This window comes from Solirubrobacter ginsenosidimutans (assembly GCF_027587205.1).
Genome location: NZ_JAPDOD010000088.1, coordinates 1 through 26,662 on the forward strand (window position 1 = coordinate 1; position 26,662 = coordinate 26,662).

Consider the following 26,662-nt stretch of genomic DNA (forward strand, 5'->3'; position numbering starts at 1 on the left):
GGCCGCGCCGCGCATCGTCGGCCGCGTTCGAGCCCCGGCCGCCGTCGCCCGCGCCCCGGCCGTCGACGTCGTCGTCGCGCTCGTCCTGCCGGGCACGCCGAGCGGCGATCTCGCCGCCCGCCCACGTCGCCGGAGGCGCGGCCGCGGCACCCTTGGCGCCCCGCCCGAGCCGGCGGGTCGGTTTCGTCGGCTCGCGGGTCGCGAGCGTGCGCTCCAGCGCATTCACGAATTCCTCGGCCGACTTCCAGCGATCCGCGGGCGCCTTCGCGAGTCCGCGTTCGAGCACCGCGTCAACGGCCGGTGACAGGTCCGCAACCGCGCGTGACGAGGCGGGCGGGACCGGGTCCTCGACGTGGGCGCGGGCCTGCGCGGCGAAGTGCTCGGCCTCGAAGGGGCGCGTGCCGGTCAAGAGCTCGTAGGCGACGACGGCGAGCGCGTAGCGGTCCGAAGCGGCTGAGGCGGCCTCGCCCATCGCCTGCTCGGGCGAGAGGTAGGCGGCGGTGCCGAGGACCTGGCCGGTCGCGGTGAGCTGGTCCTCCCAGGCGAGGCGGGCGATGCCGAAGTCGGCGACCGCGAGCCGCTCGCGGCCGTCGAGCAGGAGGTTGCCGGGCTTGATGTCGCGGTGCACGACGCCCGCGGCGTGCGCGGTGTCGAGTGCGGCCGCGGCCTCGTGCAACCAGCGCAGCGCCTTCTCATGAGAGACGTCCTCACGACTCTTAAGACGGTCGCCGAGCGTCCCGCCGCGCATGATCTCCATGACCATGAAGACGCGGCCCGAGTGCTCGCCGACGTCGTAGATCGTGACCACGTTCGGGTGGTGCGAAAGGCCCGCCGCGGCCCGCGCCTCACGCTGGAAACGCCGCCTGGCGCGCTCGTCCTCGCCCAAATGGGTCGCCAGTAGCTTCACGGCTACGTCGCGATCCAAAAGCTCGTCGTGCGCCTCCCAAACGCTGGCCATCCCGCCGTTGGCGAGATGCCGCACGACCCGGTAACGGTCGGGCAGGGAGATGCGATCCGGACTGACCGGGGGCATCGCACACACGGTACCCACCGGCGCGGGTCCTATACTCTCCGCCCCGATGGCTCGAATCTGTCACTCCTGCGGCAAGCGACCGGCTTTTGGCCAAAGCCGCTCTCACTCCATGGTCGCCACCAAGCGTCGTTTTGACGTCAACGTCCAGAAGGTCCGGATCGTTGAGGCGGGCGCGCCAAAGCGCGTGTATGTCTGCACGCGCTGCCTGAAGGCTGGCAAGGTCACCAAGGCGTAACTGGCGGCCGCGGGGTAACCGTTGGCCGACCCGAGCCTTCTCCGCTTCCGCCTCGTCATCGAGGCGGCCCTTGCGCAACTTGAGTCGCGGCGCGAGGAAGTCAACGACCTGAACGTCTTCCCGGTCGCCGACGGCGACACGGGCGACAACATGGCGCTGACGCTGCGCGCCGTGCTGCAGGAGCTGGACAACCTCTCCACGCAGGGCGAGATCGACGAGATCGGCCGCGAGCAGATCGTCGACTCCGTCGCCCGCGCGGCGCTGCTCGGCGCGCGCGGCAACTCGGGCGTGATCCTCTCGCAGCTGATCCGCGGCGCCGCCGAGGAGCTGATCTCGCGCCCCGGCGAGCTGGTGGACCCGGTGCTCGTCGCCGCCGCCATGGCCCGCGCGGCCGATCGCGCGTACGGCTCGGTGCGTGACCCCGCCGAGGGCACGATCCTCACGGTCGTGCGCGAGATGGCCGCCCGTGCCGCGAGTGAGATCGCGCACATGGCCGAGCCGCGCCTCCAGCACCGCGTCGACGACGCGACGCAGAACGAGATGCTGGCCTACGTGCTCGAGCACGCGCTCGACGCCGGCCAGGCGTCGGTCAAGCGCGGTCCGGAGCTGCTGCCGATCCTGCGCGACGCGGGCGTCGTCGACGCCGGCGGGTACGGCCTGACGATCATCTTCGCGGGCGTGATCGCCGCGCTGCGCGGCAACGAGCCGCCGCCGCTCGAGCACTACACCCCGGCGCGCGTCACGCAGCCCGAGCACAACTCCTCGACCTACCGCTACTGCACGAACTTCGCCGTCACGGGGACGAACCTCGAGGCCGGCCCGTGGATCGCGCGCCTGGAGCGGATGGGTGACTCCGTGCTGGTGGTCGGCGACGCGCACACGCTCAAGATCCACGTCCACACCGACTCGCCCGAGCGCGCCACGTCGTTGTTCGACGGCGTCGGCGCCGTGTCGCGGCTCGACGTGGCCGACATGCAGGAGCAGGTCGAGCAGCGCACGCAACGCGTCCGCGAGGTCCTCGATGAGTGCGGTGTGCTCGCGGTCGTCAACGGCGACGGCATGCGCGTCCTCTTCGAAGGCATGGGCGCGCGGGTGCTCGACGGCGGCGCGACGCTGAACCCCTCGACCTATGAGCTGCTGGCCGGCATCCACGAGGTGCCCGCCGAAGAGGTCGTCGTGCTGCCGAACTCCTCCAACGTCCGCATGGCCGCCGAGCGCGCCGCGGAGCTCTCGGAGAAGGTCGTCCACGTCGTCCCGACGCGCTCGATGGCCGCCGGCCTCGCAGCCGCGGTCTCCCTTGATCCGACCCACGACGCCGCGACCAACGCCGCCGTGATGGAGGAGACGATCCAGCGCGTCCGCACCGGCGGCGTCACCGAGGCCGCGCGCGACGACACGCAGGGCCGCTTCCGGCGCGGGGACTCCGTCGGCTTCATCGACGAGGAGCTCGTCGCGTGGGGCGAACCGGGCGAGACCCTCGAGGTCGTGCTCGGCGAGCTCGGCCGCGAGGCCGAGCTGATCACCGTCATCGAAGGCGACGGCGCCCCGCTGAACGGGGACGTCGTCGCGGGCCTCGCGCCGACCGGCGCCGAACTCGAACTCGAGCGCGGCGGCCAGCCGGCCTGGTGGTGGCTCGTAAGCGCCGAGTAGCCGCGAGCGTCGACTTTCTCGCGCTGTGCTCGAGCAACTCGACGCTCGCTGCCTACGCGGCTCCTCTCGGCACCACGACGACGGGACAGGCTGCCCGGCGGACGAGCTTGCGCAGCACCCCGCCCAGCAGCACGCGGCGCACCGGCCCGTAGCCGCGCGAGCCGCAGACCAGGAGGTCGATCTCGTGTTCGTCGAGCGCCGCGAGCGCGTCGACGGTGTCGCCCTCGAGCAGCTCCTCGGTCGCCTCGACCCCCTCCGGCAGCGCGGCGAGCGCCTTGTCCTGCGCCGCGTGGACGTCCTCGCGCACCGTCGCCAGGAAGGCCTCCTCCGCGTCGCGGCCGATCACCGGCGAGAACACCTCGGCGCGGCGCGCGATCACGGTGTAGAGCGTCAGCTTCGCGCTGGTCTCCTTGGCCAGCTCCGCCGCGAAGCGCAGCGCCTCGTGGGCCTCCGGCGTGTCCACGAACGACACGCCGATCCGCTCCACCGGGGAGTCCGTCGGCCGTTCGCGGAAGCCGCGCGGCGCGATCGCGACGGGGCAGATCGCACCGTGCAGCAGGCGCTCGCCGGTCGAGCCGGGGGAGATGCGCCGGCGCGCGCCGTGGCGCTCGGAGCCGACGACGATCAGCGAGGCGTGCTCGGCCTCGGCGACGTCGTCGAGTCCGTGCGCGGCCGATCCGGAGCCCACGAGGCGCAGCTCCGCCGCGATGGCGCGCTCGTCGAGGAAGCGCTTCGCACAGTCGCTCACCTCCCGGGCGTGCTCACGCATCGCCTCGACCCATTCCGCGTCGACCCGGCCGATCCCGATCGGGTTCTCCTCCGGATAGACGGTGACGACGAGCAGACCCTCGCCCTTCGCGCGTGCCAGGCGCGCGCCGAGGACGGCGGCGTCGTCGCCGGAGTCAGAGCCGTCGTGGCCGACGACGACGGTCACTCCCGCTCACCCCGCTGCGCGGCGAGCTGCAGCAGCGAATGCTTGCGCCCGTAGACGAAGTAGATGACCAGGCCGATCACGAGCCAGATCACGAACCGCCACCAGGTCTCGCCCGGCAGCTTGTACATCAGATAGAGGATCAGACAGCACCCGATGATCGGGAAGACCGGCACGAACGGGACGCGGAACGGCCGCTCCATCTCCGGGTGGGTGCTGCGCAGGATGATCACGCCGACGTTGACCAGGAAGAACGCGAACAGCGTGCCGATGTTGACGAGCTTCACGATCTGATTCAGCGGGGCGATCGCGGCGAGGGTCGCGATCGCGATGCCCATCCCGAACGTCAGGAGCACCGGCGTGCCGGTCCGCGGGTCGACCTTGGCGATCCCGCGCGGCATCAGCCCGTCGCGGGCCATCGCGAAGAAGATGCGCGTCTGGCCGTAGAAGACGGTCAGCAGCACGCTGGTGATGGCGATCAGCGCGCCGAAGGCGAGCAGGCTCGCCGCCCAGCTGATGCCGGCGCCCTCGTCGAGGGCCTGCGCGAGCGGCGCATCGGACTCCGCCAGCGCGGCGGCGTCCAGCGAGCCGACCGCGGCGATCGAGACGAGGATGTAGATGACGGTGCAGATCACGAGTGAGCCGACGATCGCGATCGGCAGGTCGCGGCTGGGCCGCTTGGCCTCCTCCGCGCCGGTCGACACCGCGTCGAACCCGATGTAGGCGAAGAAGATCACCGAGGCCGCGGTCACCACACCGTCGAAGCCCTGCGGCGCGAACGGCTTCAGATTGTCCAAGTTGAACGCCGCCACGAAGGCGACGACGATGAAGAACGCCAGGATCGCCAGTTTGATGCCGACCATGATCAGATTGACCCGCGCGGTCTCCCGCACGCCGCGGGTGAGCAGGAACATGACGGCGATGACGATTGCCACCGCGGGCAGGTTGAGGATCCCGCCGTCCTCGCGAGCGGTCGAGATCGATTTCGGCAGCTCGTAGCCGAAGGCGTTCTGCAGGAACTCGTTGAGGTTGCCGCCCCAGCCGACGGCCACCGCCGCGACCGACACGCCGTACTCGAGGATCAGGTCCCAGCCGATGATCCACGCGACCAGCTCGCCGAGCGTCGCGTAGGCGTAGGTGTAGGCGCTGCCGGACACCGGGATCGACGACGACAGCTCCGCGTAGGAGAGCGCGGAGAACAGACAGGTCAGCGCCGCGAGCGCGAATGACAGGATCACCGCCGGTCCCGCGTCACCGATGCCCTCGCCGATCACGACGAAGATGCCGGTGCCGATGACGGCACCGATGCCGAGCGCCGTCAGGTCCACCGCGCCCACCGCGCGCTTGAGACCACCCTCCTCGACGCCCGACTGCGTCTCCTTGACCAGACGTGTGTGGTCCTTGACCGCCCACGGCCCCGTCGTCGTGTTGCGACCCCCGGCCATACGCCACCTCCCCTTAGGTCTTCTTTACAAACCTTAAACCACGTTGCGGTCGTCACGTGTTCTGGCGCAGGCGCGCTCGGGACCGTCGGTCCGGTCGGGCGGTCAGAATCATGGGTAGTGGCGCCCACCGAGTTCGCCAGCCGCGATTCCCTTCCGGAAGCAGCGGCCTTCGCCCCGCGCTACCCGAAACCGTCGCGCCTGGATCTCGAAGTCACGTTTCCCGGCGAGAAGGCCGAGAAGGCGGCGGAGAAACTGGGGATCCAGACGGTCGGGCAGTTGCTCGACCACATCCCCCGCGACCGGCGGGCGGCGCGGCTGATCGGCGACCTCGAGCTCGACGAGGTCGCGACGGTCGTCGTCCAGGTCCTCTCGATCGTGTCCCGGCCGGTGCGCCGGCGGGGGATGAAGCCGCTGGTCTCGGCACGGGTCTCCGACGAGACGGGCACGATGACCGTGACGTTCTTCAACCAGCCGTGGCTGGAGCGCCGCTATCGCCCCGGCACCCGGCTCCTGTTGACCGGCAAGTACCAAGGGCCGCGCGGGTTCCGCGTCAACGAGCACGCCGAGACCGGCGAGGTCGCCGCCGTGGGGGAGGATATGGCGACCTATCCGGCCTCCGAAGGCCTGTCCTCGGTCCAGATCGCGGCGCTGGTCCACGAGCACCGGCAGACCGCGCGGGACGCGTTGGAGCCGCTGCCGGCGCGGATCCGGGTGATCGAGGGGCTGCCCGACCGCTGGGCCGCGCTCGATGCCGCCCACTTCGGCGATCAGGAGGGCGGCCGGCGCCGGCTCGCCTTCGACGAGTTCCTCTTGCTGCAGATCGCGCTGCTGCGCCGGCGCGCGCGGCGCCACGAGGCCGCGCGGGCGGACGCGCTGGAGCCGGCAGGCGCGCTGACGACCCGCTGGCTGGCGGACTCCCTGCCCTTCACGCCCACGGACGACCAGCGCTCCGCGATGGCGGCGATCGACGAGGACCTCGGCACCGTGAAGCCGATGCAGCGGCTGCTGATGGGCGAGGTCGGCTCGGGCAAGACCGTCGTCGCCCTCTACGCGATGCTGCGGGCGGTCGAGTCGGGCGCGCAGGCGGCGCTGATGGCGCCGACCGAGACGCTCGCCGAACAGCACTTCGCGACGCTGCAGAAGCTGATGCCGGGCGAGCTGGTGCAGGCCGCGCTGCTCACCGGCTCGACGCCCGCGGGGCGCCGCGCCGACCTGCTGGGCAAGCTGGGGTCCGGCGAGCTCAAGCTGCTGGTCGGCACCCACGCGCTGATCGAGGACCCGGTGGAGTTCGACCGGCTGGCGGTCGCGGTGGTCGACGAGCAGCACCGCTTCGGCGTCAACCAGCGCCGGGCGCTGGACCGCAAGGCGCCGGCAGGCCTCGCTCCGCATGTCCTGCATATGACCGCGACGCCGATCCCGCGCACGCTTGCGCTGACCGCCTACGGCGACCTCGACGTGACCGTCCTGCGCGAGCTGCCCGCGGGGCGGCGCCCGATCGTCACCCACGTCGCCGCGACCGACCACGAGCGCGCCCGTGCCTACGAGCGCATCCGCGAGGAGCTCGACGCCGGCCGCCAGGCGTTCGTCGTCTGCCCGCTGGTGGAGGAGTCCGAGGTGCTGCAGGCGCGCGCCGCGACCGCCGAGTTCGAGCGCCTGCGCGGCGGCGAGCTCAAGGACTACCGCGTCGTGCTGATGCACGGCCAGATGCGCCCGAAGGCCAAGCAGGAGGCGATGGTGGAGTTCGCCGCCGGCGGCGCCGACGTGCTCGTGGCGACGACGGTGATCGAGGTGGGCATCGACGTCCCCAACGCGACGGTGATGCTGGTCGAGGACGCCGAGCGCTACGGCATCTCCCAGCTGCACCAGCTGCGCGGGCGGATCGGGCGCGGCGCCCACGAGTCGACCTGCCTGCTCTTCGGGCCCAAGGACTCACGCCGCCTGAAGGCGCTGGCCGACTACCGCGACGGCTTCCGGCTGGCCGAGATCGACCTCGAGCTGCGCGGCGAGGGCGAGATGCTCGGCGTCCGCCAGTCCGGCATGCAGGCGTTCAAGTTCGCCCGCCTGCCGGAGGACGTCGAGCTGCTCGAACGCGCCCGGCGCTGGGCGCGCGAGATCCTCGACCACGACCCGGAGCTGCTCGAGCACCCGCTCCTCGCCGACGCGCTCCTGCGCGCCTACGGCCCCGACGCCGTCGCCCCGATCCCGGCCTGACGCCGCCCCGCGGCGAGCGTCGACTTTCTCGCGCTCTACTCGCGAAAGTCGACGGTCGCGTCTGCGCGGCTTAGCCGACCGCTTCGAGCGGGGACGGCTCGCCGCGGGCGCGGCGGTGGGCGCCGGTCACGGTCTCGGCGGTGATCACTGCGACGAGGATCGCCACGACCAGGGCGCCGAGCGCGAGCGCGGAGACGGTGGTGCCGACGAACCCGGCGACGATGCAGCCGGCGGCGCCGAGCGTGCGCTTGACGCTCAGCGTCCCCGCCATCCGCAGCCGGAACAGCACCAGCGCGAGCAGGTAGATCGCCGGGCCGGCGACCACCGCGACGACCTCGGCGCCGTGCAGGACCTCGCCCGGGTGGGCGATCACGAGCTCGTCGCCGACGGCGGAGACGATGATCCCCGCGACCATCAGGACGTGCAGGTACGTGTAGCCGTCGCGGGCGAGCGTGGTGCGGTTGGTGGCCAGTTCGAGCCGGCGCTGCGCGACCGCCGCGGCGGCGTTGAAGTACACCCACCACATCGCGGCCGTCCCCAGGAACGCCACCGCGAACGAGGCGAGCCGCTCGGCGGACAGGTCCTCCTTGGACGCGGTCGCGCCGGTGACGACGATCGACTCGCCCAGCGCCAGGATCACGAACAGCTGGAAGCGCTCGGCGAAGTGGGAGACCTCGAGCTCCCACGCCGAGGGCGGGATCCGCTTCATCCCCGGCACCCAGAACGTGCACAGCGGGCCGCCGTAGTCGATCGCCAGGCCGATCAGCCACAGCGCCGTCCGCAGCGAGCCGTCGGCAAGGCCGCCCGCGATCCAGAACACGGCCGCGACGACGAACCAGATCAGGATCCGCTTGGAGCGCTCGCGCTCGACGGTGCCCGGCCCGGCCGCGACGAACGTCAGGAACGTGTGCCGGCCGATCTGGATCGTCACGTACGCCCCCGCGAACAGCAGCGCGCGGTCCCCGAAGGCCTCCGGGATCGCGATCGCCATCAGGAAGCTCGCCAGCATCAGCCCGATCAGCAGCAGCCGCACCGCGATCGCCTCGGGGTCGAGCTCGTTGGTGACCCAGGTCGTGTAGTTCCAGGACCACCAGACCACGAGCAGGACGAGCGCCGCCTGCCCGGCGCCCTGCCACGTCAGGTGCTCTAGCAGGAAGTGCGAGACCTGCGTGATGGCGAAGACGAAGACGAGGTCGTAGAAGAGCTCGAGCGTCGTCGTCTTCTGTTCTGACCCGTCGTGGGTGCGCTGATACCGGCTCATTGGAAATGAGAGCGTGACATTTCGCGCGGCGGGCGTGTCCCGACAGCATGGCCCCACTGAAAACCGCCCTCGTGGGCGGCGCGCTCGTCGCCGCCCTCTTGGCTCCCACCACCGCGTCCGCCGCGTCCTCCAAGGGCTGCGACGGCGGCGGCTTCACGCTGCGCCTCGCCGACGGTTCGCAGGTCAAGCCCGGCTTCAAGGGCTCGGTCGCCGCGTCGCGTCTGCCGGCCGGCACCCGCGTCCAGGTCGTCGGCAAGTACGTGACCTTCGCCGTGGACCCCGTGACGTTCGGCGTCTACGACTACGCCTTCACCGGCGCGCCCAACCCGCTCGACCAGACCGGCGGGCGGCGGATCGTCCTCTATGCCGGCAAGGTGCCCGACCACCGTGGGCTCACGCTGACCTCGGGCGCCACGCTGGAGACCGACAAGGAGAACCTCGAGCTCGGTCGCACCGGAACCGGCCTGAGCATGAAGATCACGGCCAAGGACTGCGCCAACGGCGGCATCTTCCAGGTCGAGCCGGAGCGCGGCGACGGCACCACCACCCGCTTCACCCACACACTCGGCCCGGACGCCTTCTACTACGACAACCCGAACTTCCGCGCCCGCGAGGGCGACCTGCTGCCGTTCAAGGACGGCACCCAGGCGGTCACCGCGCGCATCAACATCGGCTCCGATCTGGCGCCCAAGCTCGTCGCCCGCGACAGTCCGCAGGTCGCGACGCGGGTCCTGCAAGGCTGTGTGAACGCCATCCCGGCGCCGCGCCGGCCGGGCGGCGTCCAGAACGTCGACCACTGCGGCGGCGTGTCCGTGTGGGACGTCGCCTCAGGCGGCCGCATGGGCGGCGTGACCGGCGAGGACGCGGTCGAGGTCGCCCCGCCGGCCACGACCTGCACCCACCAGTGCGGCGCGCAGAACCAGGTCAAGGAGCAGGCGGTCGTGCTCGGCTTCCCGTTCCCGGTCCCGGCGGCGAATCGCCTCAACCCCCGCTTCCGGGCGGCCTGATCGGCTCCTAGAAACAGGTGAGAGCGCGGCGCCGGTACTTTCCGGCGCCGTGATGCTCACGCTCGACCACCTGATCCTTCGCGCCGCCGATCCCGCGGCGACCCTCGCCGAGCTCGCGGACCGCCTCGGAGCTCCCGTGCTCGCGCCCGTCGCGGAGGTCTCGGGCCTCACGAGCGGCATCGTGCGGGCGGGCGCGCTCGACCTCGAGGTCCTGCGCGTCGGAGCGACGCCGCCCGCCCGGGTGGGCGGGTACGGCCTCGGGTTCACCGCCGATGTCCCGTTGCCCGACGCGAGCGCCGCGCTGCGCTCCGCGGGCTACCCGACCTCGGTGGCCGCCAAGGCGACCGCTGCAGGGCGCAGCTGGCGCGCCCTGCAGGTCCACGGACTCCTCCCGGATCCGTTCCCGGTGCCGGCGACGACCAGGCACCCGGGCTTGATGGCCCGCGCGACCGAGGCCGCCGCTGGCGTGATGACCAAGATCCCCGCCGTCGCCAAGGCCGCGACCCGCAAATCCGGTCGCTCGATGGTCGTCGTCACCGAGTACGACTTCGACGCGTCGGCCTGGCGCGCGGCGGCCGGCCACGGCCCGGACGTCCTGGCCGTCGAGGTGGGGACAGGCGGGTGCGACTGGTCGCACCTCCCGCTCGAACCCGGCCCACTCGAACTCCGCGCCAGCGGCCAGACCGGCATCACCCGCATCATCTTCGAGGGCGACGGCGACTCGTTCACCCTCGGAGACGTCGACTTCGAGTTCAGCTCGGCGGCATAATCGGCGACGACTCGGCCTCGCGTCGCTGAGAGGCGTCGCCCTGCGGGCTCCGCCTCTCGCCGCTCAGGCAGGCGGAGCGATTGCTAGCGCGCTCGGTTCGCCTGAGCGCAAGCGCGCCACGTGCTCGACGAGGTTCGTCATCTCGATCAGCGACTCGCCGCGCAAGATTCCGGCCAGGACGGCGGCCTCGACCCGCTCGATCTCGGCCGCCCGCTCCAGGCACGCCTCCAGCTGCGCCCGCGGCGCGATCACGAGGCCGTCGTCGTCGCCCAGGACCATGTCGCCGGGTGACACGCGCAGGCCGCCGAACGCCACCGGCCCGCCCACGCGCGGCGCGATGTCGCTGCGGCCCGCCATCGGGACCGTCCCGCGCGCCCACATCGGCAGCGCGGGCGGCAGACCCGTCCGGTCGCGCACGTAGCCGTCGACGATGATCCCGCCGAGACCGCGGCGGTGCGCCTCCGTCGCGAGCAGTTCGCCGAGGGCGGCCAGCGGCGCCCCACCCGCCTGCACGACGAGCACGTCGCCCGGCGCTGCCTCGGCGATCGCCCACAACACCGAGAGGAACTCTCCCGCCGCGACCACGGTGTAGGCGGGCCCGCAGAGCCGGGCGGTCGTCAACGGCCGGATCGCCGGATCGGCCACCGGAAGGGACTTGTCGACGTCGCAGAGCGTGCTGACCGGCACGGCGGCAAGAGGGTCCATGGCGCGAGAGCCTAGTCTCGACGCTGCAATGCGCGTGATCGCCGGCACCTACGGAGGCCGCACCCTCAAAGCCCCGCCGGGGGCCAACACCCGCCCGACGTCGGATCGGGTGCGCGAGTCGCTGTTCTCGATCCTGGGCGACCGGATCGACGAGGCGCGGGTGCTCGACCTCTTCGCCGGCTCGGGCGCGCTCGGCCTCGAAGCCCTCTCGCGGGGCGCCACCGACGTCACCTTCGTCGACGACAACCGCGGCGCGATCACGGCCATCAAAGGCAACCTCGCGGCGCTCAAAGCCACTGCCCAGGTGCGACAGACCGACGCACTGAAATTCCTGCACGCCGCATCCGCGGGCGGCGCCCAATACGATCTTGTCTTCCTCGACCCCCCATACCGGCTTGCGGAGCGCCTGGCGCCGCCGCTGTCGGAGGCCCTCCCCGCCGTGCTGGCGCCCGGGGCGGTGGCCGTGGCCGAGAGCGACCGACGGGCGCCTCTAGCGCTCGACCTGCCCCTGAAAGACGAACGCCGCTACGGCGACACCCTCATTCGCATCTATGGCCCCTGACCCGCGCATCGCCGTCTGCCCCGGATCGTACGATCCGATCACGAACGGCCATATAGACATCATCTCACGCGCCTCGGGCATGTTCGACGAGGTGATCGTCGCCGTCGTCAATGCCTCTGTGCGCAAGAGCAAATCGCTGTTCAACGCCGAGGAGCGGATCGGCTTCATCGAGCACGCGACGGGCCATCTCCCCAACATCCGCGTGGTGCCGTTCGACAAGCTCGTGGTCGACTTCGCCCGCGAGCAGGGAGCGAAGGCGATCGTCAAAGGCCTGCGTGCGATCTCGGACTTCGAGTACGAGCTGGAGATGAATCAGCTCAACCGTTCGTTGGCGTCAGATGTGGAGTCGGTCTACCTGATGGCCGGTCCGCAGTACAGTTTTCTCTCCTCCAGCGGAGTCAAGGAGATCGCCACCTTCGGGGGCGATGTCTCGGGGCTCGTTCCGGAGGAGGTCGCCCGCCGCTTGCAGGAAGCGCTGGGGCGGTAGCGAAACGGGGAATCACCATGGACGTCCTGGTATTGATCGACAAGCTGGACGACCTCGTCCACAACGCGAAGGCTGTCCCGCTGACGGACACCGTCCGCGTGGACAAAGAGGAGATCTACGACATCCTCGACCAGATGCGCGCAACGATCCCTGAGGAGATCAAGCAAGCGCGCTGGATCGTCAAGGAGCGCCAGGAGATGCTCGCGGAGGCCAAGCGCGAGGCCGAGCGCATCGTCAAGGAAGCGCGCGAGCGCCAGGAACAGCTGGTTTCGCAGCAGGAGGTCACCCGCCAGGCCGAGCGCGCGGCGGAGGACATCATCGAGGACGCTCGCGCTCGCGAGCGGGAGATCCGCCTCGGCGCCGAGGACTACGCCGACGAGATCCTCAACACCCTCGAAGTCAACCTCTCGAAGTTCATCGCCGCCGTTCAGCGTGGCCGGGAGCGGCTCCAGGGCCGCGACGAGCCGGCCGAAGTCGGCTGATCAGCGGCCTCGAGGTCATCGAGCTGGCCCGGCGCTACGGCGACCGGGTCGCCCTCGACGGGGTCAGCTTCTCCGTCGAGCCCGGCCAGACCTTCGGTTTCGTCGGCCCCAACGGGGCCGGCAAGACCACCACGATGCGGATCATCCTCGGCGTGCTCAGCGCCGATGCGGGCGAGGTCCGCTGGAACGGCTCGCCCGTCGACGCGGGCACGCGGCGGCGCTTCGGCTACATGCCGGAGGAGCGCGGGCTGTACCCGAAGATGCGGGTGCGGACCCAGCTCGTCTACCTCGCGTCGCTGCATGGCGTTGTTGCGGCCGAGGCGGCCGCTGACCGCTGGATCGAGCGGCTCGGTCTTGGCGATCGTGCCGAGGATCGCGTCGAGGCGCTCTCGCTCGGCAACCAGCAGCGGGTGCAGCTGGCGGCCGCGCTGGTCCATGAGCCTGAGCTGCTGGTGCTCGACGAGCCGTTCTCGGGCCTCGACCCGGTCGGCGTCGATGTGTTGAGCGGCGTGCTCGCCGAATACGCGGCGACGGGCGTGCCGGTGGTCTTCTCCAGCCATCAGCTCGAGCTCGTCGAGCGGATCTGCGAGGCCGTGGCGATCATCAAGGACGGCCGGCTCGTCGCTTCCGGGACCGTCGAGGCGCTGCGCGGGACCGGCACGGGGGCGATCCGCGTGATCGTCGAGGGGGACCCGGAGATCGACGTGCCGGGCGCGCGGGTGCTCGACCGCGGGCCCAACGGCTGGGTGTTCGAGGGCGCCGGGTCCGACGCCATCCTCGACGCCGCCCGCGCCGCCGGCCGGGTTTCGTACTTCGCCGTCGAGCGGCCGACGTTGGCCGACCTGTTCCGCGAGGCCGTGAAGTGAACGGCGCGATCCGTCTCGTCGCCCGCCGCGAGCTCACCGAGCGCATCCGGGAGCGCTCGTTCCTGATCTCGACCGGCATCACGCTCGCGATCGTGATCGTCGTGCTGGTCCTGCCCACGCTGCTGGGCTTCGGCGGCCCGAACGAGTACACGATCGCCGCGGGCGACGCGCGCGGGCAGGCCGTCGCCGAGCGGGCGGTCGCGATCTCCAAGGAATTCGACGCCAAGGTCTCGATCGTGCGCTCCGACGCCGACGCGACCGTCGCCGGCGGCAAGGTCCACGCCGAGGACACCCCCGACGACAAGCTCCTGAGCATCCTCCAAGTCGCCAACCAGCAGGTGCAGTCCTCGGCGCCGCCTCCGCTGGTGGTGGTGACCACCAAGCCGGAGGATCCCGATCGCGACGCCAAGGCCGGCTTGGCCTTCTTCACGATCCTGATCCTGTACGGCCAGCTGCTGACCTACGGGTTCTGGGTCGCGACCGGCGTGGTGGAGGAGAAGTCCTCGCGGGTGATCGAGATCCTCCTGGCCGCCATCCGCCCCAAGGATCTGCTGGCGGGCAAGGTGCTCGGGCTCGGCCTGCTCGGCCTCGGCCAGCTCTTGATCGTCGCGGCGTTCGGGCTCGTCGTGGCCGGCGCGAGCGGGTCGCTGACGATCGACGGCAACCTGCTCGTGGCGATCGCGCTCTCGCTCGTCTGGTTCGTCTTGGGCTATGCGTTCTACGCGTCGGCCTACGCGGTCGCGGGTGCGCTCGTGCCGCGCCAGGAGGAGATCCAGAGCTCCACGACGCCGTTGACGATGCTGATCCTCGTCTCGCTCTTCGCCGGCTTCGCGGTCAACGAGAACCCGGATGGGACGCTCGGCCACGTGACCGCGTTCATCCCGCCGATGGCGCCGGTGACGATGCCGTCGCGGATCATCCTCGGTGCCGCGCCCGCGTGGGAGATCGCCGCCTCGGTGGCGCTGATGATCGCGTCCACGCTGCTGCTGATCCCGTTCGCCGGGCGTATCTACGCCGCGGTCGTGCTGCGAACGGGATCCGCGGTGAAGCTGCGCGACGCGATCGCCCTAGCGCGCGCCCAGAAGTAGCGCGACCGCGACCTTCTCGAGGCGGGTGTACTTGAAGTTGGTCGAGGCGCGCTCGTCGGGATCGGGCGTGTTCTCGCCGTCGTGGGTGACGAGCAGGCCGAGCGGGAAGCCGGGCAGCGGCTCCGCGACGACCTGCGCCCCGTCGGAGTGCTGGACGCCGTCGATCGTGCCGGCGTCGTCGATCGTGAAGTCGCCGAGGAAGCGGCCGAGCCCGCCGTCGCCGTAGGCCACGTAGCGGCTGTCGCCCTGGCTGGAGACGAGCAGGACGTCGCGCACGAACGGGATCTGCCAGAGCGTCAGGCCCTCGATGTCCGCCGCGACGTGCTTGCCGCCGAAGCCGGGGTCGGCGCCGGCGACGCACTCCTCGGTCTCGGGGTCGAACGTGCCGGGAATGCCGTACTCCTTGACCTTCTCCAGCAGCGTGGGCGTGGTCGTGAAGCCGGTCCGCCCGACCTTGGCGACCCACAGCCCGACGTCCTCCTGGGCCGCGAACAGCAGGCCGCGGGCGGGATCGAACGTCATGCCCTCGACCTGCGGGCCGTCGCCCGGGTCCTCGCACGGCGTCCAGTCGGCGCCGTTCGGCAGCCGGAACGTGCTCGGCAGCGTGAAGCCGTCGACGCGAGCGTAGGAGACGCGCCCGGACCCGGCGTCGATCAGGCGGTAGAGGGCGACGGCGGTGCGGCTGCGGCGGCTGACGGCGATCAAGCCGTCCCCGTGGTCGACCAGGCCGGCCAGGCCGTACGCGTTGGCCTGCGCCTGCGCCTCGGCGGGGGAGGCGCTGAACACCAGCGGGGCGTTGGCGACGGTGACGTCGGTCAGCGGCGGGCGACCCCGCAGGGCGGCGTCGGCGTCGATCGCGAAGACCCGCAACCGGTCGAGGCCGCGATCGCTGGCGACCACGAAATCCCGCGTCTTGCCGCCGAGCTTGACGCCGCTGAGCACATCGACGTTGTTGAACCGCCCCGGGCTCGCGGGAATCGACTGCAGCGTGCGCCCGCCGAGGTCATAGACGTCCAGACCCGCGTTCTTCTTGGTGCCGATCACCAGCGTCCCGCGACGATCCTTCGGATTGATCCAGACCGCGGGATCGTCGGCGTCCGCATCCCCACCCGCCTCGTCGTCGAACAGCGGCGCCGTCTCCACCGACGGCTTGATCTGGGCGTGTGCAGCCGCGGGAGCGGCCAGGAGGGCGATGAAGGCGAGCAGCAGCGCGAGCCGGGACATGCCCGCGAAGCTACGACTCCTCACCCGCCCCTCAGGTGAACGACTCGTTGCCGACCCGCATGCATACCGCACGTATCCCGGGGTCAGACCCCTGTATACAACTTGCATACGACGTGTACACCGGGGTCAGACCCCGGTATACGACTGGGATGCAAAGGCGTGGCGGTTAGGATCGGGGCATGTTCGGACGTGGGCGGATCAAGGGCGGGGTGCGGGGTTCGGCGAAGGTGCTCGCGCTCGGCCCGACCGCCAAGGGCGCGCGGCAGACCGAGAAGCGCGACGTCGAGTACGGCTTCACGCTCGAGGTCTCCGGGCGGGTGGTGGAGCACGTCGAGGAGATGCCGGCGCTGAAGGCGCCGCTCGTGGGCGACGTGCTGCCGGTGACGGTGGGTGGGGAACGGCTGCGGATCGAGTGGGACGAGGTCCCGGATATCGCCGATCGCGCTCGTGCCTCTGCCGCCGCCGCTCAGGCCGGCGACGCGGCGGGTGCCGCCGCGGCGCTCGGGTTCACGCTGCGCGACGAACCGAAGTGATCGACGCACTGCTGCAACGGATCGGCCTCGACGCGAGGCCGGATGCGAGCGTCGACGGCCTGCACGAGCTGCACCGGGCCTACCTCGCTCGCGTCCCGTACGAGGACATCGCGGTGCAGTTGGGGGAGACCGGCCCGCTCGACGAAGCGGCGCTGGCGGCGCGGCTGCTCGCGAACGGCCGCGGCGGCTACTGCTTCGAGCTCAACACCATGCTGGCCGCGCTGCTGCGCGGGTGCGGGTTCGTCGTCACCCACCATCAGGCCGTCGTGGGCGGCGAGGGGCCGACCAACCACATGGCGCTGCTCGTCGAGGTCGACGGTTCACGCTGGCTCGCCGATGCGGGCCTGGGCGAGGGCTTCATCGACCCGCTGCCGTTCCGCGAGGGCGCGACGGAGATCGGCCCGTTCACCTACACGCTCACCCGCGAGGCCGGCGGGTCGTGGTGGATGGGCCAGCACGAGTGGGGCTCGGTCAGCGGGTTCCGCATGACCGAGGAGGAGTCGCGGGTGGCGGATTTCGAGGTGCACCATCAGCGGCTGGCGACCGATCCCGGTTCCTCCTTCGTGCAGACGCTGGTCGTGCAGAGCCCGCGCGAGGACCGGATCGTGACGTTGCGGGCGCGGACGCTGTCCGCCGTCGGGCCGACCGTCAACGACAAGCGGGTGCTCGAGCGGGCGGAATTCGCTGACGTGCTGCTCGCGGAGTTCGGGATCACGCTCGGCGGCGAGCGGCTAGAGCGCCTCTGGACGCAGGCCGTCGCCCAGCACGAAGCCTTCCTGGCGCGAGCGTAGATGCAGGTCGCGACCCACCCCGGCAACTTCCACGCCGACGACGTCTTCGCCGTCGCGGTACTCGGCCTCGCCCACGGATCGATCGACGTCGTGCGCACGCGCGACGACGCCGCGCTCGCCGCAGCCGACATCCGCGTCGACATCGGCGGCCGCAGCGACCCCGCGACCGGCGACTTCGACCACCACCAGCGCGGCGGCGCGGGGGAGCGCCCCAATGGCATCCGCTACGCGAGCTTCGGCCTCGTCTGGCGCGAGTTCGGCGCGGGGTTGGCGGGCGGGGAGGAGTCGGCCGCGGCGATCGACGAGCGCCTGGTCCAGGGCGTCGACGCCAACGACACCGGCCAGAACATCAGCACCGCGCTCTTCGAGGGCATCCGGCCGATGTCCGTGAGCGGCGTGATCGCGGGCTTCAATCCGCCGTGGGACGTCGAGCTCTCAGCGGCGGAGGAGGACACGCTGTTCGCCGAGGCGGTCGCGCTGGCCACGGGCATCCTCGAGCGCGAGCTGCGCGGCGCCAAGGCCTACCGGCGCGGGCTTGACCTGGTGCGCGCGGCGATCGAGCGCTCCGCCGATCCCCGCGTCGTCGAGCTGGACCGCAAGCTCCCCTGGCACGAGACCGTGGTGACGACCGCGCCCGAGGCCCTCTATGTCGTCTACCCCAAGTCCGACGGCTGGGGCATGCAGGCGGTTCCGCGCGCACTCGGCGAGTTCGCGAACCGCAAGGACCTCCCCGAGGCTTGGGCGGGGCTGTCCGACGCCGACCTGGCCGCGGTCACCGGCGTCCCGGACGCGATGTTCGCCCACGCCAAGCGCTTCTACGCCTCCGCCCGCTCTCGCGAAGGCATCCTCGCCCTCGCCCGCCAGGCGCTCGACGGCGCGTAGCTACTCGGCGGTGTCGGCGCTCGCGACCAGGTCGTCGATCGCGGCCAGGTGGCCGCGCACGCGCTCGACCATGCCCTCCAAGACGCCACGCGCGGACTCGATCCCACCCGCCGCGTTGGTGAGGTGCAGCTTGATCTTGCGGACGTCCTCCATCGCGCCCAGCGCCCGCTCGACCTCCGCTCGCAACGCCGGTGCGTCCAGACCCTCGACGCCGCCCTTGGCCATCAGCACCCGCGCGCGAGCCAGCGAGTACGCGACCTCCAACGCCAACCGCGAGCCGTCCTCCGGGTCGTAGACGACGAACAGCTTGTCCCCGCCCACCTCGCGCAGCGCCGTGGCCCGCGCGGGGAGCCGGTCCTCCGACGGCACCACCCACACGCCGAAGTCGGCCGACCGCTGGGTCATCGCGTCCTCGAGCTCCGACAGCGCCTCCTTGCGCGACTTGCGCGAGTGCTTGGCCTCGAAGACGATGCGTCCGCTCGCCGCGCCGGTGCAGCCGTCGATGTCCACGACGACGTCGCCCTTGCGCCCGCCGGCGCCGCCGAAGTCGCCGACCGCCTCGGCGTCGTCGCCCATCCCGCGCGCGATCGCGTCGACCGCCTCGGCCACGGCCTCCTCGTACGGGCGGCCCTTGGCCGTTCCTCGCGCCGCCTCGGCTGCGACCTCCTGCAGCTTCTCGCGCTCCGAGCGCAGCGACTGCAGCTCGAGCTTCAAGGCGACCATCTGCTCGCGCATGCCCTCGAGCTGCGTCTCCTGGCGGGTCGCCGCGTCGCGCGCCGCGCGCAGGTGGGCAGCCTTGAAGTCGGCCAGCGGGTTGGAGCCGTCGGCGGAGGAGAACTGGCGCAGCAGGTCCTCGCGCATGCGGGCGGACTGCTCGAGCATGATCGTCCGCAACTGTTGTTGCACGGCGGCCGAGGAGCCGTCTCCGAACAGCCGCGCCAATTCCTTCGCCAGGTGCCCGTTCTCGGGCCCGAAGACCTCGTCGACCTTGGTGCCGAAGAACTCGGCCACGACCCGCGCCTTGTCGGTGAACGCGGTCTCGACCTCGCGCGACACCTTCTCGAACTCGTTGCGGACGAACTCGGCGTCGACCGCGCTCTGCTCGCGCTCCAGCACCCGCGCGCCGATCTCGATCGCGTCCACGACGACGCTGGTCGCGTCGTCACCCGCCTCGATGCGCCGGCTCAGGAACGCGGCGGTCGCGGGGTCGTCGACGACGACGTTGTCGACGATCACGCGCCCCATCAGGACGTGGACGCGGGGAACTCTGAGCGGTGTGGCGGCTTCCATGACGGACAAGCCACGGTACGCACCGCTCCGGACGTCAGGAAACGCGGAACCCAGAGAGGCCTTCGGGCTCCTCCGCAACGACATCGACCCCCGTCACCGACGCGTGCCCGGGCCCACCGCGGACGAACGCGACCATCGCCTCGACCGCGTCGACCGGACCCTCGAAGACACACTCGACGGTGCCGTCGGCCCTATTGCGAGCGCTGCCGGCCACACCCAGCCGCGACGCCTCGCGCCGGGTCGCGTCGCGGAAGAAGACGCCCTGCACATGACCGTGCGCGACCACCCGGCGGCGGACGGAACCCATGCCGATACGGTAGAGCGATGACGGCGCTGAAGGTCGAGCTCGACGCTTGCGGTGGCGCCGATGCGCCCGCCACCGCCGTCGCGCGGCTGCGCGAGGTCCTCAACGAGGCCTTGCGGATCGGCCGCGCCGAGCTCGCCAAGCCCCGCTCGGGCAAGGACGACCCGGTGGAGATCGCGATCGCCGCGCACGACGATCACCTGCTCGCCGCCCTCCCGGTCGCCGCCGCGGTACGAGCCGATCCCGACATCGTCTCCGAGCGAGAGTGGCTGCTGACGGCCGCCGTCGTCGGCACGCTGGTCGAGCTCGCCGAGCCCGGCCAGCTCCTGCGCGCCGACGATCTCCGCCTGCGCGCCGGCGAGCTGCCCGGCGGGTTCCTCGTGCTCGCCTATCCGACGACCGCCTTCGAAGCCGATTTCGTCGAGCTGGCCTTCGACGAGCAGGCCCACGGCATCGATCGGCTGCGGGCGACGGCGCGAGCGCTGCCGTCCGGGGTGCTCGACGACGTGGCCCACAAGGAGCCGATCGGCGCCCGGCACCCGCTGCGGATCGCCGAGGCGGTCGCGCGCCTGGGCGGCCACCCCGCGCAGGCGATCGACGGGCACCTCGAGGACGCGGTGCTCACGCTGCTCGGCGCGGGCGGCGCCGTCCCGATCCCGCACCACGACCCGGATCCGAGCCTGCGGGCCGCCCGCCGGATCCTCAAGCGCCTCGACGGCATGGGGAAGTGGGGCGGATATCACACCGAGTTCGCCCATCTCGCGCGAGGCTTCGCCGGCAACGACCGCGCCCTCGCCCAGGAGGTGGGGGAGGCCTTGCTGGAAGCGGGGCTGCTGGAGGAGAAGCCCTCCGTCGGCCAGCGCCACGTCTACCTCAATCCCCGGCGAGCGGCAGAGATCCGGAAGCTGATCGAGACGGGCGAGGTCCCAGCGGGTATGCGGCTTCCGTCCAAATAGGAGAACCCTTGCTTCCCACGCCCGGTGCATTCGCCTCGCAGGCCCAGACGAAGCTCCACACCCTCGTCACGCTCACACGCGCGGGGATCGTGCACCCGGAGCGCCCCGACCGCCTGTGGAACACCGCGCGTGCGCTGCTGCGCTTCGGCACCACGCCCGCCGCGGGCTACACGGCCGCCGCGAAGAACTTCCCGGACGAGCCGGCGATCATCGACGAGCTCGGCACGCTGACCTTCAAGGAGGTCGACGAGCGCACGAACGCGCTGGCGAACGCGCTGGCCGCGGACGGCATCGAGGCGGGCGACGGCGTCGCGATCATGTGCCGCAACCACCGCGGCTGGATCGACGCCGTCCTCGCGTGCAGCAAGCTCGGCGCCAACGCGCTGTTCCTGAACACCGCGTTCTCCGGTCCGCAGCTGGCCGACGTGGCCAAGCGGGAGAAGCCCAAGGCGGTCATCTACGACCAGGAGTTCGCCGAGGTCCTCAAGGGTGCGAGCGCCCGCCGCAAGCGCTACGTGGCCTGGGCCGAGGGCAAGACCAAGGACCCGAAGGTCGAGGACCTGATCGCCGCCGGCGACCGCTCGTCTCCCGGTGCGCCGGCACAGCAGGGCCGCGCGATCATCCTCACCTCGGGCACGACCGGGACGCCGAAAGGCGCCTCGCGCTCGATGCCGAAGTCGATCGACCCGATCGCCGCGCTGCTGTCCGTGATTCCCCTACGCGCGCGCGAGAAGACGATGATCGCGGCGCCCCTGTTTCACGCGTGGGGGTTCGCGCAGTGGGCGCTCGGCATCAGCCTGGCGACCACCGTCGTCCTCAACCGCAAGTTCGACGAGGAGGCGACGCTCAGCCTCACCGCCCAGCACGAGTGCGACGCGCTCGTCGTCGTCCCGGTGATGATCCAGCGCATCCTCGAGCTCGACGACGCGGTGCTCGATCGCTACGACCTGAGCAGCGTGCGCGCCGTGCCGGTCTCCGGTTCCGCCCTCCCGGGGTCGATCAGCGACCGCTGGATGGACCACTTCGGCGAGAACCTCTACAACCTCTACGGCTCGACCGAGGTCGCGTGGGCGACGATCGCCACCCCCAAGGACCTGCGCGAGGCGCCCGGGACCGTCGGCAAGCCGCCGCGGGGCAGCGTCGTGAAGCTCTTCGACTCCGACGGCCGGCCGGTGCCGCGCGGGGACTCGGGCCGGATCTTCGTCGGCAACGACGTCCAGTTCGAGGGCTACACCGGTGGCGGCAACAAGGACGAGATCGACGGCCTGCTCTCCTCCGGCGACGTCGGCCACTTCGACGCCAAGGGCCGCCTGTTCATCGACGGCCGCGACGATGACATGATCGTCTCCGGCGGCGAGAACGTGTTCCCCGGCGAGGTCGAGGAGCTGCTGCACTCGCACGAGCACGTCGCCGACGTCGCGGTCTTCGGGGTCTCCGACGAGAAGTTCGGCCAGCGCCTGAAGGCCGTGATCGTAAAGAAGGGCGCGCTGAGCGAGAAGGACGTCAAGGACTACGTCAAGGCCAACCTGGCCGGATACAAGGCGCCGCGCGACGTCGTGTTCGTCGACGAGCTCCCGCGCACGTCCACGGGCAAGGTGCTCAAGCGAGAGCTGCGAGACGCGTCCTAACCTTTATGGGGCCATGCCTCAGCGCTCGGACAGCTACGAAATCGGTCGCCTCGGACTCACCTCCGGGCAGGGTCGGCGCGTCGACCTGTTCGTCCACATCGAGCCGTTCGAGTACGCGGGCTCGAACTACACGGTGCCGGAGGAGCTCGTGCCGGTGCGGCTCGACATCTCCCGCACCACCGGGGACGGCTGGGCCCTGCGCCTGCGCTTCAGCGCGCGCGTCGACGGCCCTTGCATGCGCTGCCTGGAGCTCGCGACGCCGGAGTTCGACGTCGACTCCTACGAGGTCCATCAGCCGGGCGCCGGCGTCGACCTGATCTCGCCCTACCTCGACGACGGCGATCTCGACCTCCAGGGCTGGGCTCGCGACGCGCTGGCGCTCGCTTTGCCGACCCAGATCATCTGCCGCCCCGACTGCGCGGGGCTGTGCCCGAAGTGCGGCGCCAACCTCAACGAGGAGCCGGATCACGCCCACGAGGCGGACCCAGACCCCCGCTGGGGCAAGCTCTCCGAGCTGAAATTCGACTGAGCGCGCGCCGCGTCGCTATCCTTCCCGCCCGACTATGGCCGTTCCTAAGCAGAAGCAGTCGCACGCGCGTACCGCGCAGCGACGCGCGCAGCACAAGATCACCGCTCCCGCGGTGAATGGCTGCCCGCAGTGCCGCCGGCCGCGGCGTCCGCATCGCGTGTGCCCGCATTGCGGGTTCTACGGCGGTCGCGAGGTCGTGCACGTGCACGACCACGACCACGATCACGATCACTGATCCAGTCACTGTCGCGGTAGACGTCAACGGGGCCGACCACGGTCCCGCTGAAGTCGCTCGCGGTGCCGCTCGCGCTGCCGCGGGTGGCGTCCGCGTGCTCCTTTTCGGGCCCGCGGCAGAGATCGGACCGGTCGCGGAGGGCGTGTCGGTGATCGACGCGCCCGTGTCGATCGCCAAGGACCCCGACCCGGCGCGCGCCGTGCGGCGCACGCCGGAGGCGTCGATCGTGCGCGCCGTCGCGGCGGTCGCGGCGGGTGAGGCGGACGCGCTCGTGAGCGGCGGCTCGACCGGGGCGGCGCTCGCGTCCTCACTGTTCACCTTCAAGCGCGCGCGGGGCGTCCATCGCCCCGCGCTGGCGTTGATGATCCCCGTTCCCGGCCATCCGTTCCTCCTGCTGGACGCCGGCGCCAACGTCGAGGTCCGGCCCGAGCACCTCGTCCAGTTCGCGCACATGGGCGCGGCGTTCATGGAGGCCGTGGGCGGCGTCGCTTCGCCGCGCGTGGCGCTTTTGTCGAATGGCACCGAGGCGACGAAGGGGACCGAGAACGTGGTCATCGCGCACGCCTCGCTGGTCGACGCGCCCGGCCTGAACTTCGTCGGCAACGTCGAGGGCTTCGCGATCGGCACCGGCGCCGCGGATGTGATCGTCGCCGACGGCTTCACGGGCAATGTGGCCCTGAAGGTCATGGAGGGCTCGTCGGCGGCGCTCCTGGGTGCGGTGCGAAGCGCTGCCATGTCGTCCTGGCGATCGAAGCTCGGCGGGATGCTGCTGCGGCCCGCGCTGCGCGGCCTGCGGAACGAGCTCTCGCCGGAGGAGCAGGGCGGCGCGGTGCTGCTCGGGCTGCGCAAGCTGGCGGTCGTCCCGCACGGGTCCTTCGGCGCGCTCGGCTTCCAGCGGGCGATCGAAGTGGCCGCGCGCGGCGTGCGCGAGGACGTCGCCGGGCGCACGCATGCGCGCCTGCAGGCCGCGGGGGCGCTGCGGAGGGCGTCCGATCCGGCCGCTAGCGTGCCCGACGAATCATGACGCGCGAAGAAGTCCTCGAACTGATCCGTGAGCATCTGGCCGACGAGCTGGAGCTCGATCCCGCTCGCATCCAGGAATCCACGCACTTCCGCGACGACCTGTCGGCGGACTCGCTGGACCTCTACACGCTCGTGCAGGAGCTGGAAGACCAGTACGGCGTGAAGATGTCCGACGAAGAGGCCGCGCGCATCCACACGGTGCACGAGGCGATCGACTTCGTGCTGGCCAACGTTCCGTCGGGGTCTTAGCGCTGCGCAAGCTGCACGACTTGCTCGAACGGCTGCCGGACGATCTCGCCCGGCAGGCGGTCACGCACTCGTCCTGGACGGACCGGCGGTCGGACTCCTATGAGCGCCTCGCGTTCCTGGGGGACTCCGTGCTGTCGCTGGCCGTCACGACGCACCTGTACCCGCGCCTCGAGGCCGATGCGTATGGCGCTGGACGGCTGACGAAGATCCGCGCGCAGGCGGTCTCCGGCCGCTCGTGCCGCGAGGTGGCGGAGCGGCTGGGGATTCCCGAGCGCCTGCGGCTGGCCGCGCCCGAGTCGGTGGCCGGGCCGGCGACGGAGCAGCTGGCCCGCACCGAGCGGGTGCTGGCCTCGGTGATCGAGGCGGTGATCGGCGCGGTCTACCTCGAGTTCGGCTACCTGGAGACCGCCGACGCGGTGGTTGAGGCGTTCACGCCGGAGATCGAGCGCTCCCTCGTCAGCCCGGCGGACTTCAAGTCGGCCCTGCAGGAGCGCCTGGCGCGGCGCGGGACGATCGTGACGTACGAGATCGCCGCCGAGGAAGGCCCGCCGCACGAGCGGACCTTCGAGGTCGTGGCGATGGTCGAGGGCGAGCCGCTGGCGCGCGGGTCGGGCCGCTCCAAGAAGGACGCCGAGCAGGCGGCAGCCGAGGCGGCGCTGGAGTCCTTGAGCGCCTGATGCACCTGAGCTCGATCACCTTGAAGGGCTTCAAGTCCTTCCCTGATCGCACACGGCTCACGTTCTCGCCCGGCGTCTCGGTGATCGTCGGCCCCAACGGCTCAGGCAAGTCCAACATCACCGACGCCGTGCTGTGGGCGATGGGGGAGCAATCCCCGGTGGCCGTGCGTGGCGCCTCGATGCAGGACGTGATCTTCGCGGGCGCCCACGGCGTGCAGGCGCGTGCCGAGGCCGAGGTCGAGGTCGTGCTCGACAACGCGTCCGGCGCGTTGGACCTGCCGGTGGGCGAGGTCGCGATCACCCGCAAGCTCAACCGCGCGGGGGAGGGCGAATACCGCATCAACGGCGCCAAGTGCCGGTTGACCGACGTGATCGAGATCCTCTCGGACACCGGCCTCGGCAAGGAGATGCACTCGGTCGTCTCGCAGGGGCGCGTGTCGGAGATCGTCACCTCAAAGCCGCGCGACCGCCGGATGCTGATCGAGGAGGCCGCCGGCCTCGGCAAGCACCGCAAGCGCCGCCGTCGCGCGCAATTGAAATTGGAGCGCACGCAGGACAATCTCGATCGGGCGCTAGACGTCGAGCGCGAGGCGCGCACGCGGCTGAAGCCGTTGAAGCGCCAAGCGGAGGCCGCCGAGCTGCACGCGCGGATCGAGCGCCAGGTCGACGAGGCGCGCTGGACGCTGGCCCGCGACAGCGCCCGCGAGGCCCGCGCTGCGCTGGCGGGCGCCGAGGAAGCGGTGACCTTGGCGCGCGCCGCGGCCGAGGCCGCGGAATCCGAGCTGTCCACGGTCGGCAAGCGCCGCGAGGCGGCCGAGGAGGCGTTGTCGTCGCGCTCCTCCGAGCGCGAGCGCCTGTCCTCGCGCTTCCATTCGGCCCGTTCCTCCGCCGAGCGCATCGCGATGCGGCTGGAGGCCGCGCAGCGCACCGTGTCCGATCTGGCCGACCGCGCCGCCCGCCGCCGGTCGTCGATCGAGCGCCTGGAGGCCGAAGCCGAGTCCGACACCGGTGACGAGGGAGCGAGCGAGCGCGTCGCCGCCCTGCAGGCCGAGCTCGCCGACCTCGCCGAGGACTACAAGAGCCGGCTCGAGCGCGAGCTGGTCGAGTTGGAGGCGCGGCGCGAGGCCGCGACCGCGCTGGTGGCCGAACGTGCCGCCCTGGCAGGTGCCGCCGCCGCACGCCGCGGGGCGGGCGAAGCCGCCGCCGAAGCCGCCCGCAAGGCCCGCCGCGACCTGGACAAGGCGGCGGAGCTCGCCCGCCGCGAGTCCGCCCGCATCGGCGCCGAGCTCGCCAAGGCCAACCAGTTCCTGCGTGCCAACGCCGGCGCCCCGGGCGGAGCCAAGGCCCTCGCGGACCTCCTCGCCGCGTCCCCGGGCTACGAACTGGCGCTCACCGCCGCCCTCGGCCCCCGCATGCGCGCGGCCGTCGCGACCGACCTGGCCGCGGGCGCCGCACTGCTGTCCAAGGCGGGCAAGGACGGCGCCGCCGCGCTGATCGTGCCGGAGGCGGCCCCCGCGGGGTCGGCCGCTGCGCCGCCCGAGGGCGCTGCGGCGCCGGCGTCTGCCGCGGCGGGCGCCGCCGCCGCGCCGCCCGCCCCGGCCAAGTCCGC

Annotated in this window: 29 protein-coding genes; 21 read left to right on the forward strand and 8 right to left on the reverse strand. The window is 71.6% G+C overall.

What is annotated here, in order from left to right:
* On the reverse strand, window positions 1-1,033 hold a 1,033-nt coding region (locus OM076_RS42835), incomplete at its 3' end, for a serine/threonine-protein kinase (RefSeq protein WP_270046356.1).
* 46 nt (window positions 1,034-1,079) lie between these two features.
* Here OM076_RS42835 and rpmB point away from each other — a divergent pair.
* Both rpmB and OM076_RS42845 read left to right on the forward strand, forming a co-directional pair.
* Window positions 1,080-1,268: a 50S ribosomal protein L28 gene (rpmB, locus tag OM076_RS42840; RefSeq protein ID WP_028067733.1), complete on the forward strand. Its 189-nt coding sequence runs from the start codon at window positions 1,080-1,082 to the stop codon at window positions 1,266-1,268.
* A gap of 21 nt (window positions 1,269-1,289) precedes the next feature.
* Entirely contained in the window at window positions 1,290-2,918 is a 1,629-nt protein-coding gene (locus tag OM076_RS42845; RefSeq protein ID WP_270046357.1) for a DAK2 domain-containing protein, read from the forward strand.
* Between the two features lie 52 nt (window positions 2,919-2,970).
* On the opposite strand, the gene OM076_RS46610 is transcribed toward OM076_RS42845, so the two are convergent.
* Window positions 2,971-3,852 (reverse strand): universal stress protein, encoded by an 882-nt coding sequence (locus tag OM076_RS46610; protein ID WP_270046358.1) that lies wholly within the window; start codon window positions 3,850-3,852, stop codon window positions 2,971-2,973.
* Window positions 3,849-5,294, reverse strand: coding sequence for an amino acid permease (locus tag OM076_RS42855; RefSeq protein ID WP_270046359.1), 1,446 nt, complete (start codon window positions 5,292-5,294; stop codon window positions 3,849-3,851). Before OM076_RS42855 ends, OM076_RS46610 begins: the two co-directional genes overlap by 4 nt.
* A gap of 117 nt (window positions 5,295-5,411) precedes the next feature.
* On the opposite strand from OM076_RS42855, the gene recG reads away from it, so the two are divergent.
* On the forward strand, window positions 5,412-7,505 hold the full coding sequence (gene recG / locus OM076_RS42860; RefSeq protein WP_270046360.1) for an ATP-dependent DNA helicase RecG: 2,094 nt from the start codon (window positions 5,412-5,414) through the stop codon (window positions 7,503-7,505).
* A gap of 70 nt (window positions 7,506-7,575) precedes the next feature.
* Here the strand turns inward: recG and OM076_RS42865 are convergent, their stop codons facing one another.
* Complete coding sequence (locus OM076_RS42865; RefSeq protein ID WP_270046361.1) at window positions 7,576-8,766, reverse strand: low temperature requirement protein A; 1,191 nt, start codon at window positions 8,764-8,766, stop codon at window positions 7,576-7,578.
* 47 nt (window positions 8,767-8,813) lie between these two features.
* Here OM076_RS42865 and OM076_RS42870 point away from each other — a divergent pair, with 47 nt between their 5' ends.
* Complete coding sequence (locus tag OM076_RS42870) at window positions 8,814-9,773, forward strand: hypothetical protein (RefSeq protein WP_270046362.1); 960 nt, start codon at window positions 8,814-8,816, stop codon at window positions 9,771-9,773.
* 52 nt (window positions 9,774-9,825) lie between these two features.
* Entirely contained in the window at window positions 9,826-10,542 is a 717-nt protein-coding gene (locus tag OM076_RS42875; RefSeq protein ID WP_270046363.1) for a hypothetical protein, read from the forward strand.
* 63 nt (window positions 10,543-10,605) lie between these two features.
* Here the strand turns inward: OM076_RS42875 and OM076_RS42880 are convergent, their stop codons facing one another.
* Window positions 10,606-11,247 (reverse strand): RraA family protein, encoded by a 642-nt coding sequence (locus tag OM076_RS42880; protein WP_270046364.1) that lies wholly within the window; start codon window positions 11,245-11,247, stop codon window positions 10,606-10,608.
* Between the two features lie 28 nt (window positions 11,248-11,275).
* Between OM076_RS42880 and rsmD the strand changes: the two genes are divergently transcribed.
* The 5 genes from rsmD to OM076_RS42905 are packed head-to-tail and all read left to right on the forward strand — an operon-like array spanning window position 11,276 to window position 14,732.
* Complete coding sequence (gene rsmD / locus OM076_RS42885; protein ID WP_270046365.1) at window positions 11,276-11,809, forward strand: 16S rRNA (guanine(966)-N(2))-methyltransferase RsmD; 534 nt, start codon at window positions 11,276-11,278, stop codon at window positions 11,807-11,809.
* Window positions 11,799-12,296, forward strand: coding sequence for a pantetheine-phosphate adenylyltransferase (gene coaD / locus OM076_RS42890; protein WP_270046366.1), 498 nt, complete (start codon window positions 11,799-11,801; stop codon window positions 12,294-12,296). The genes rsmD and coaD overlap by 11 nt, the downstream gene beginning before the upstream one ends.
* 17 nt (window positions 12,297-12,313) lie before the next feature.
* A complete protein-coding gene (locus OM076_RS42895; RefSeq protein ID WP_028067744.1) occupies window positions 12,314-12,778 on the forward strand; it encodes an ATPase in 465 nt (154 codons plus the stop codon).
* Window positions 12,778-13,644, forward strand: a complete 867-nt coding sequence (locus OM076_RS42900) for an ABC transporter ATP-binding protein (RefSeq protein WP_372518145.1) — start codon at window positions 12,778-12,780, stop codon at window positions 13,642-13,644. The genes OM076_RS42895 and OM076_RS42900 overlap by 1 nt, the downstream gene beginning before the upstream one ends.
* Window positions 13,641-14,732 (forward strand): ABC transporter permease, encoded by a 1,092-nt coding sequence (locus OM076_RS42905; RefSeq protein WP_270046367.1) that lies wholly within the window; start codon window positions 13,641-13,643, stop codon window positions 14,730-14,732. Before OM076_RS42900 ends, OM076_RS42905 begins: the two co-directional genes overlap by 4 nt.
* On the opposite strand, the gene OM076_RS42910 is transcribed toward OM076_RS42905, so the two are convergent.
* Window positions 14,712-15,956: a phytase gene (locus tag OM076_RS42910; protein ID WP_270046368.1), complete on the reverse strand. Its 1,245-nt coding sequence runs from the start codon at window positions 15,954-15,956 to the stop codon at window positions 14,712-14,714. The two genes, OM076_RS42905 and OM076_RS42910, sit on opposite strands and share 21 nt — an antisense overlap.
* A 179-nt stretch (window positions 15,957-16,135) precedes the next feature.
* Between OM076_RS42910 and OM076_RS42915 the strand changes: the two genes are divergently transcribed.
* The 3 genes from OM076_RS42915 to OM076_RS42925 are packed head-to-tail and all read left to right on the forward strand — an operon-like array spanning window position 16,136 to window position 18,162.
* The gene (locus OM076_RS42915) at window positions 16,136-16,489 is read left to right on the forward strand and encodes a hypothetical protein (protein ID WP_270046369.1); all 354 of its coding nucleotides are present in this window, start codon (window positions 16,136-16,138) and stop codon (window positions 16,487-16,489) included.
* Entirely contained in the window at window positions 16,486-17,280 is a 795-nt protein-coding gene (locus tag OM076_RS42920) for an arylamine N-acetyltransferase family protein (RefSeq protein ID WP_270046370.1), read from the forward strand. Before OM076_RS42915 ends, OM076_RS42920 begins: the two co-directional genes overlap by 4 nt.
* Window positions 17,281-18,162 (forward strand): MYG1 family protein, encoded by an 882-nt coding sequence (locus tag OM076_RS42925; protein WP_270046371.1) that lies wholly within the window; start codon window positions 17,281-17,283, stop codon window positions 18,160-18,162.
* Here OM076_RS42925 and OM076_RS42930 read toward each other — a convergent pair whose 3' ends face one another.
* Window positions 18,163-19,452 carry a hypothetical protein gene (locus tag OM076_RS42930; protein WP_270046372.1) on the reverse strand — a complete coding sequence of 430 codons (1,290 nt, stop codon included), beginning with the start codon at window positions 19,450-19,452 and terminating at the stop codon, window positions 18,163-18,165.
* A gap of 34 nt (window positions 19,453-19,486) precedes the next feature.
* The gene (locus OM076_RS42935; RefSeq protein WP_270046373.1) at window positions 19,487-19,759 is read right to left on the reverse strand and encodes an acylphosphatase; all 273 of its coding nucleotides are present in this window, start codon (window positions 19,757-19,759) and stop codon (window positions 19,487-19,489) included.
* Window positions 19,760-19,776: 17 nt separating this feature from the next.
* On the opposite strand from OM076_RS42935, the gene OM076_RS42940 reads away from it, so the two are divergent.
* The 8 genes from OM076_RS42940 to OM076_RS42975 all read left to right on the forward strand — a co-directional run.
* Window positions 19,777-20,712: a hypothetical protein gene (locus tag OM076_RS42940; protein WP_270046374.1), complete on the forward strand. Its 936-nt coding sequence runs from the start codon at window positions 19,777-19,779 to the stop codon at window positions 20,710-20,712.
* An 8-nt stretch (window positions 20,713-20,720) separates the two neighbouring features.
* Window positions 20,721-22,340 carry an AMP-binding protein gene (locus tag OM076_RS42945; protein WP_270046375.1) on the forward strand — a complete coding sequence of 540 codons (1,620 nt, stop codon included), beginning with the start codon at window positions 20,721-20,723 and terminating at the stop codon, window positions 22,338-22,340.
* A gap of 13 nt (window positions 22,341-22,353) precedes the next feature.
* The gene (locus OM076_RS42950; RefSeq protein ID WP_270046376.1) at window positions 22,354-22,869 is read left to right on the forward strand and encodes a YceD family protein; all 516 of its coding nucleotides are present in this window, start codon (window positions 22,354-22,356) and stop codon (window positions 22,867-22,869) included.
* Window positions 22,870-22,903: 34 nt separating this feature from the next.
* On the forward strand, window positions 22,904-23,104 hold the full coding sequence (gene rpmF / locus OM076_RS42955) for a 50S ribosomal protein L32 (RefSeq protein WP_270046377.1): 201 nt from the start codon (window positions 22,904-22,906) through the stop codon (window positions 23,102-23,104).
* A complete protein-coding gene (gene plsX / locus OM076_RS42960) occupies window positions 23,097-24,128 on the forward strand; it encodes a phosphate acyltransferase PlsX (protein ID WP_270046382.1) in 1,032 nt (343 codons plus the stop codon). The genes rpmF and plsX overlap by 8 nt, the downstream gene beginning before the upstream one ends.
* Window positions 24,125-24,376, forward strand: coding sequence for an acyl carrier protein (gene acpP, locus OM076_RS42965; protein WP_270046378.1), 252 nt, complete (start codon window positions 24,125-24,127; stop codon window positions 24,374-24,376). Before plsX ends, acpP begins: the two co-directional genes overlap by 4 nt.
* Window positions 24,377-24,396: 20 nt before the next feature.
* On the forward strand, window positions 24,397-25,053 hold the full coding sequence (locus OM076_RS42970) for a ribonuclease III family protein (protein WP_270046379.1): 657 nt from the start codon (window positions 24,397-24,399) through the stop codon (window positions 25,051-25,053).
* The coding region (locus tag OM076_RS42975) for an AAA family ATPase (protein WP_270046380.1) at window positions 25,053-26,662 on the forward strand (1,610 nt) is incomplete at its 3' end. The genes OM076_RS42970 and OM076_RS42975, both read left to right, overlap by 1 nt.

Excerpts from the sequence above, each read along its gene's own strand:
- OM076_RS42950 (WP_270046376.1), top strand. The coding sequence starts at position 22,354 with ATGCCTCAGCGCTCGGACAGCTACGAAATCGGTCGCCTCGGACTCACC.
- rpmF (WP_270046377.1), top strand. The coding sequence starts at position 22,904 with ATGGCCGTTCCTAAGCAGAAGCAGTCGCACGCGCGTACCGCGCAGCGA.
- OM076_RS42925 (WP_270046371.1), top strand. The coding sequence starts at position 17,281 with ATGCAGGTCGCGACCCACCCCGGCAACTTCCACGCCGACGACGTCTTC.
- rsmD (WP_270046365.1), top strand. The coding sequence starts at position 11,276 with ATGCGCGTGATCGCCGGCACCTACGGAGGCCGCACCCTCAAAGCCCCG.
- OM076_RS42865 (WP_270046361.1), bottom strand. The coding sequence starts at position 8,766 with ATGAGCCGGTATCAGCGCACCCACGACGGGTCAGAACAGAAGACGACG.
- acpP (WP_270046378.1), top strand. The coding sequence starts at position 24,125 with ATGACGCGCGAAGAAGTCCTCGAACTGATCCGTGAGCATCTGGCCGAC.
- OM076_RS42935 (WP_270046373.1), bottom strand. The coding sequence starts at position 19,759 with ATGGGTTCCGTCCGCCGCCGGGTGGTCGCGCACGGTCATGTGCAGGGC.
- OM076_RS42910 (WP_270046368.1), bottom strand. The coding sequence starts at position 15,956 with ATGTCCCGGCTCGCGCTGCTGCTCGCCTTCATCGCCCTCCTGGCCGCT.
- OM076_RS42940 (WP_270046374.1), top strand. The coding sequence starts at position 19,777 with ATGACGGCGCTGAAGGTCGAGCTCGACGCTTGCGGTGGCGCCGATGCG.
- OM076_RS42930 (WP_270046372.1), bottom strand. The coding sequence starts at position 19,452 with ATGGAAGCCGCCACACCGCTCAGAGTTCCCCGCGTCCACGTCCTGATG.
- OM076_RS42875 (WP_270046363.1), top strand. The coding sequence starts at position 9,826 with ATGCTCACGCTCGACCACCTGATCCTTCGCGCCGCCGATCCCGCGGCG.
- coaD (WP_270046366.1), top strand. The coding sequence starts at position 11,799 with ATGGCCCCTGACCCGCGCATCGCCGTCTGCCCCGGATCGTACGATCCG.
- OM076_RS42895 (WP_028067744.1), top strand. The coding sequence starts at position 12,314 with ATGGACGTCCTGGTATTGATCGACAAGCTGGACGACCTCGTCCACAAC.
- OM076_RS42870 (WP_270046362.1), top strand. The coding sequence starts at position 8,814 with ATGGCCCCACTGAAAACCGCCCTCGTGGGCGGCGCGCTCGTCGCCGCC.
- OM076_RS42915 (WP_270046369.1), top strand. The coding sequence starts at position 16,136 with ATGTTCGGACGTGGGCGGATCAAGGGCGGGGTGCGGGGTTCGGCGAAG.
- OM076_RS42855 (WP_270046359.1), bottom strand. The coding sequence starts at position 5,294 with ATGGCCGGGGGTCGCAACACGACGACGGGGCCGTGGGCGGTCAAGGAC.
- OM076_RS42880 (WP_270046364.1), bottom strand. The coding sequence starts at position 11,247 with ATGGACCCTCTTGCCGCCGTGCCGGTCAGCACGCTCTGCGACGTCGAC.
- rpmB (WP_028067733.1), top strand. The coding sequence starts at position 1,080 with ATGGCTCGAATCTGTCACTCCTGCGGCAAGCGACCGGCTTTTGGCCAA.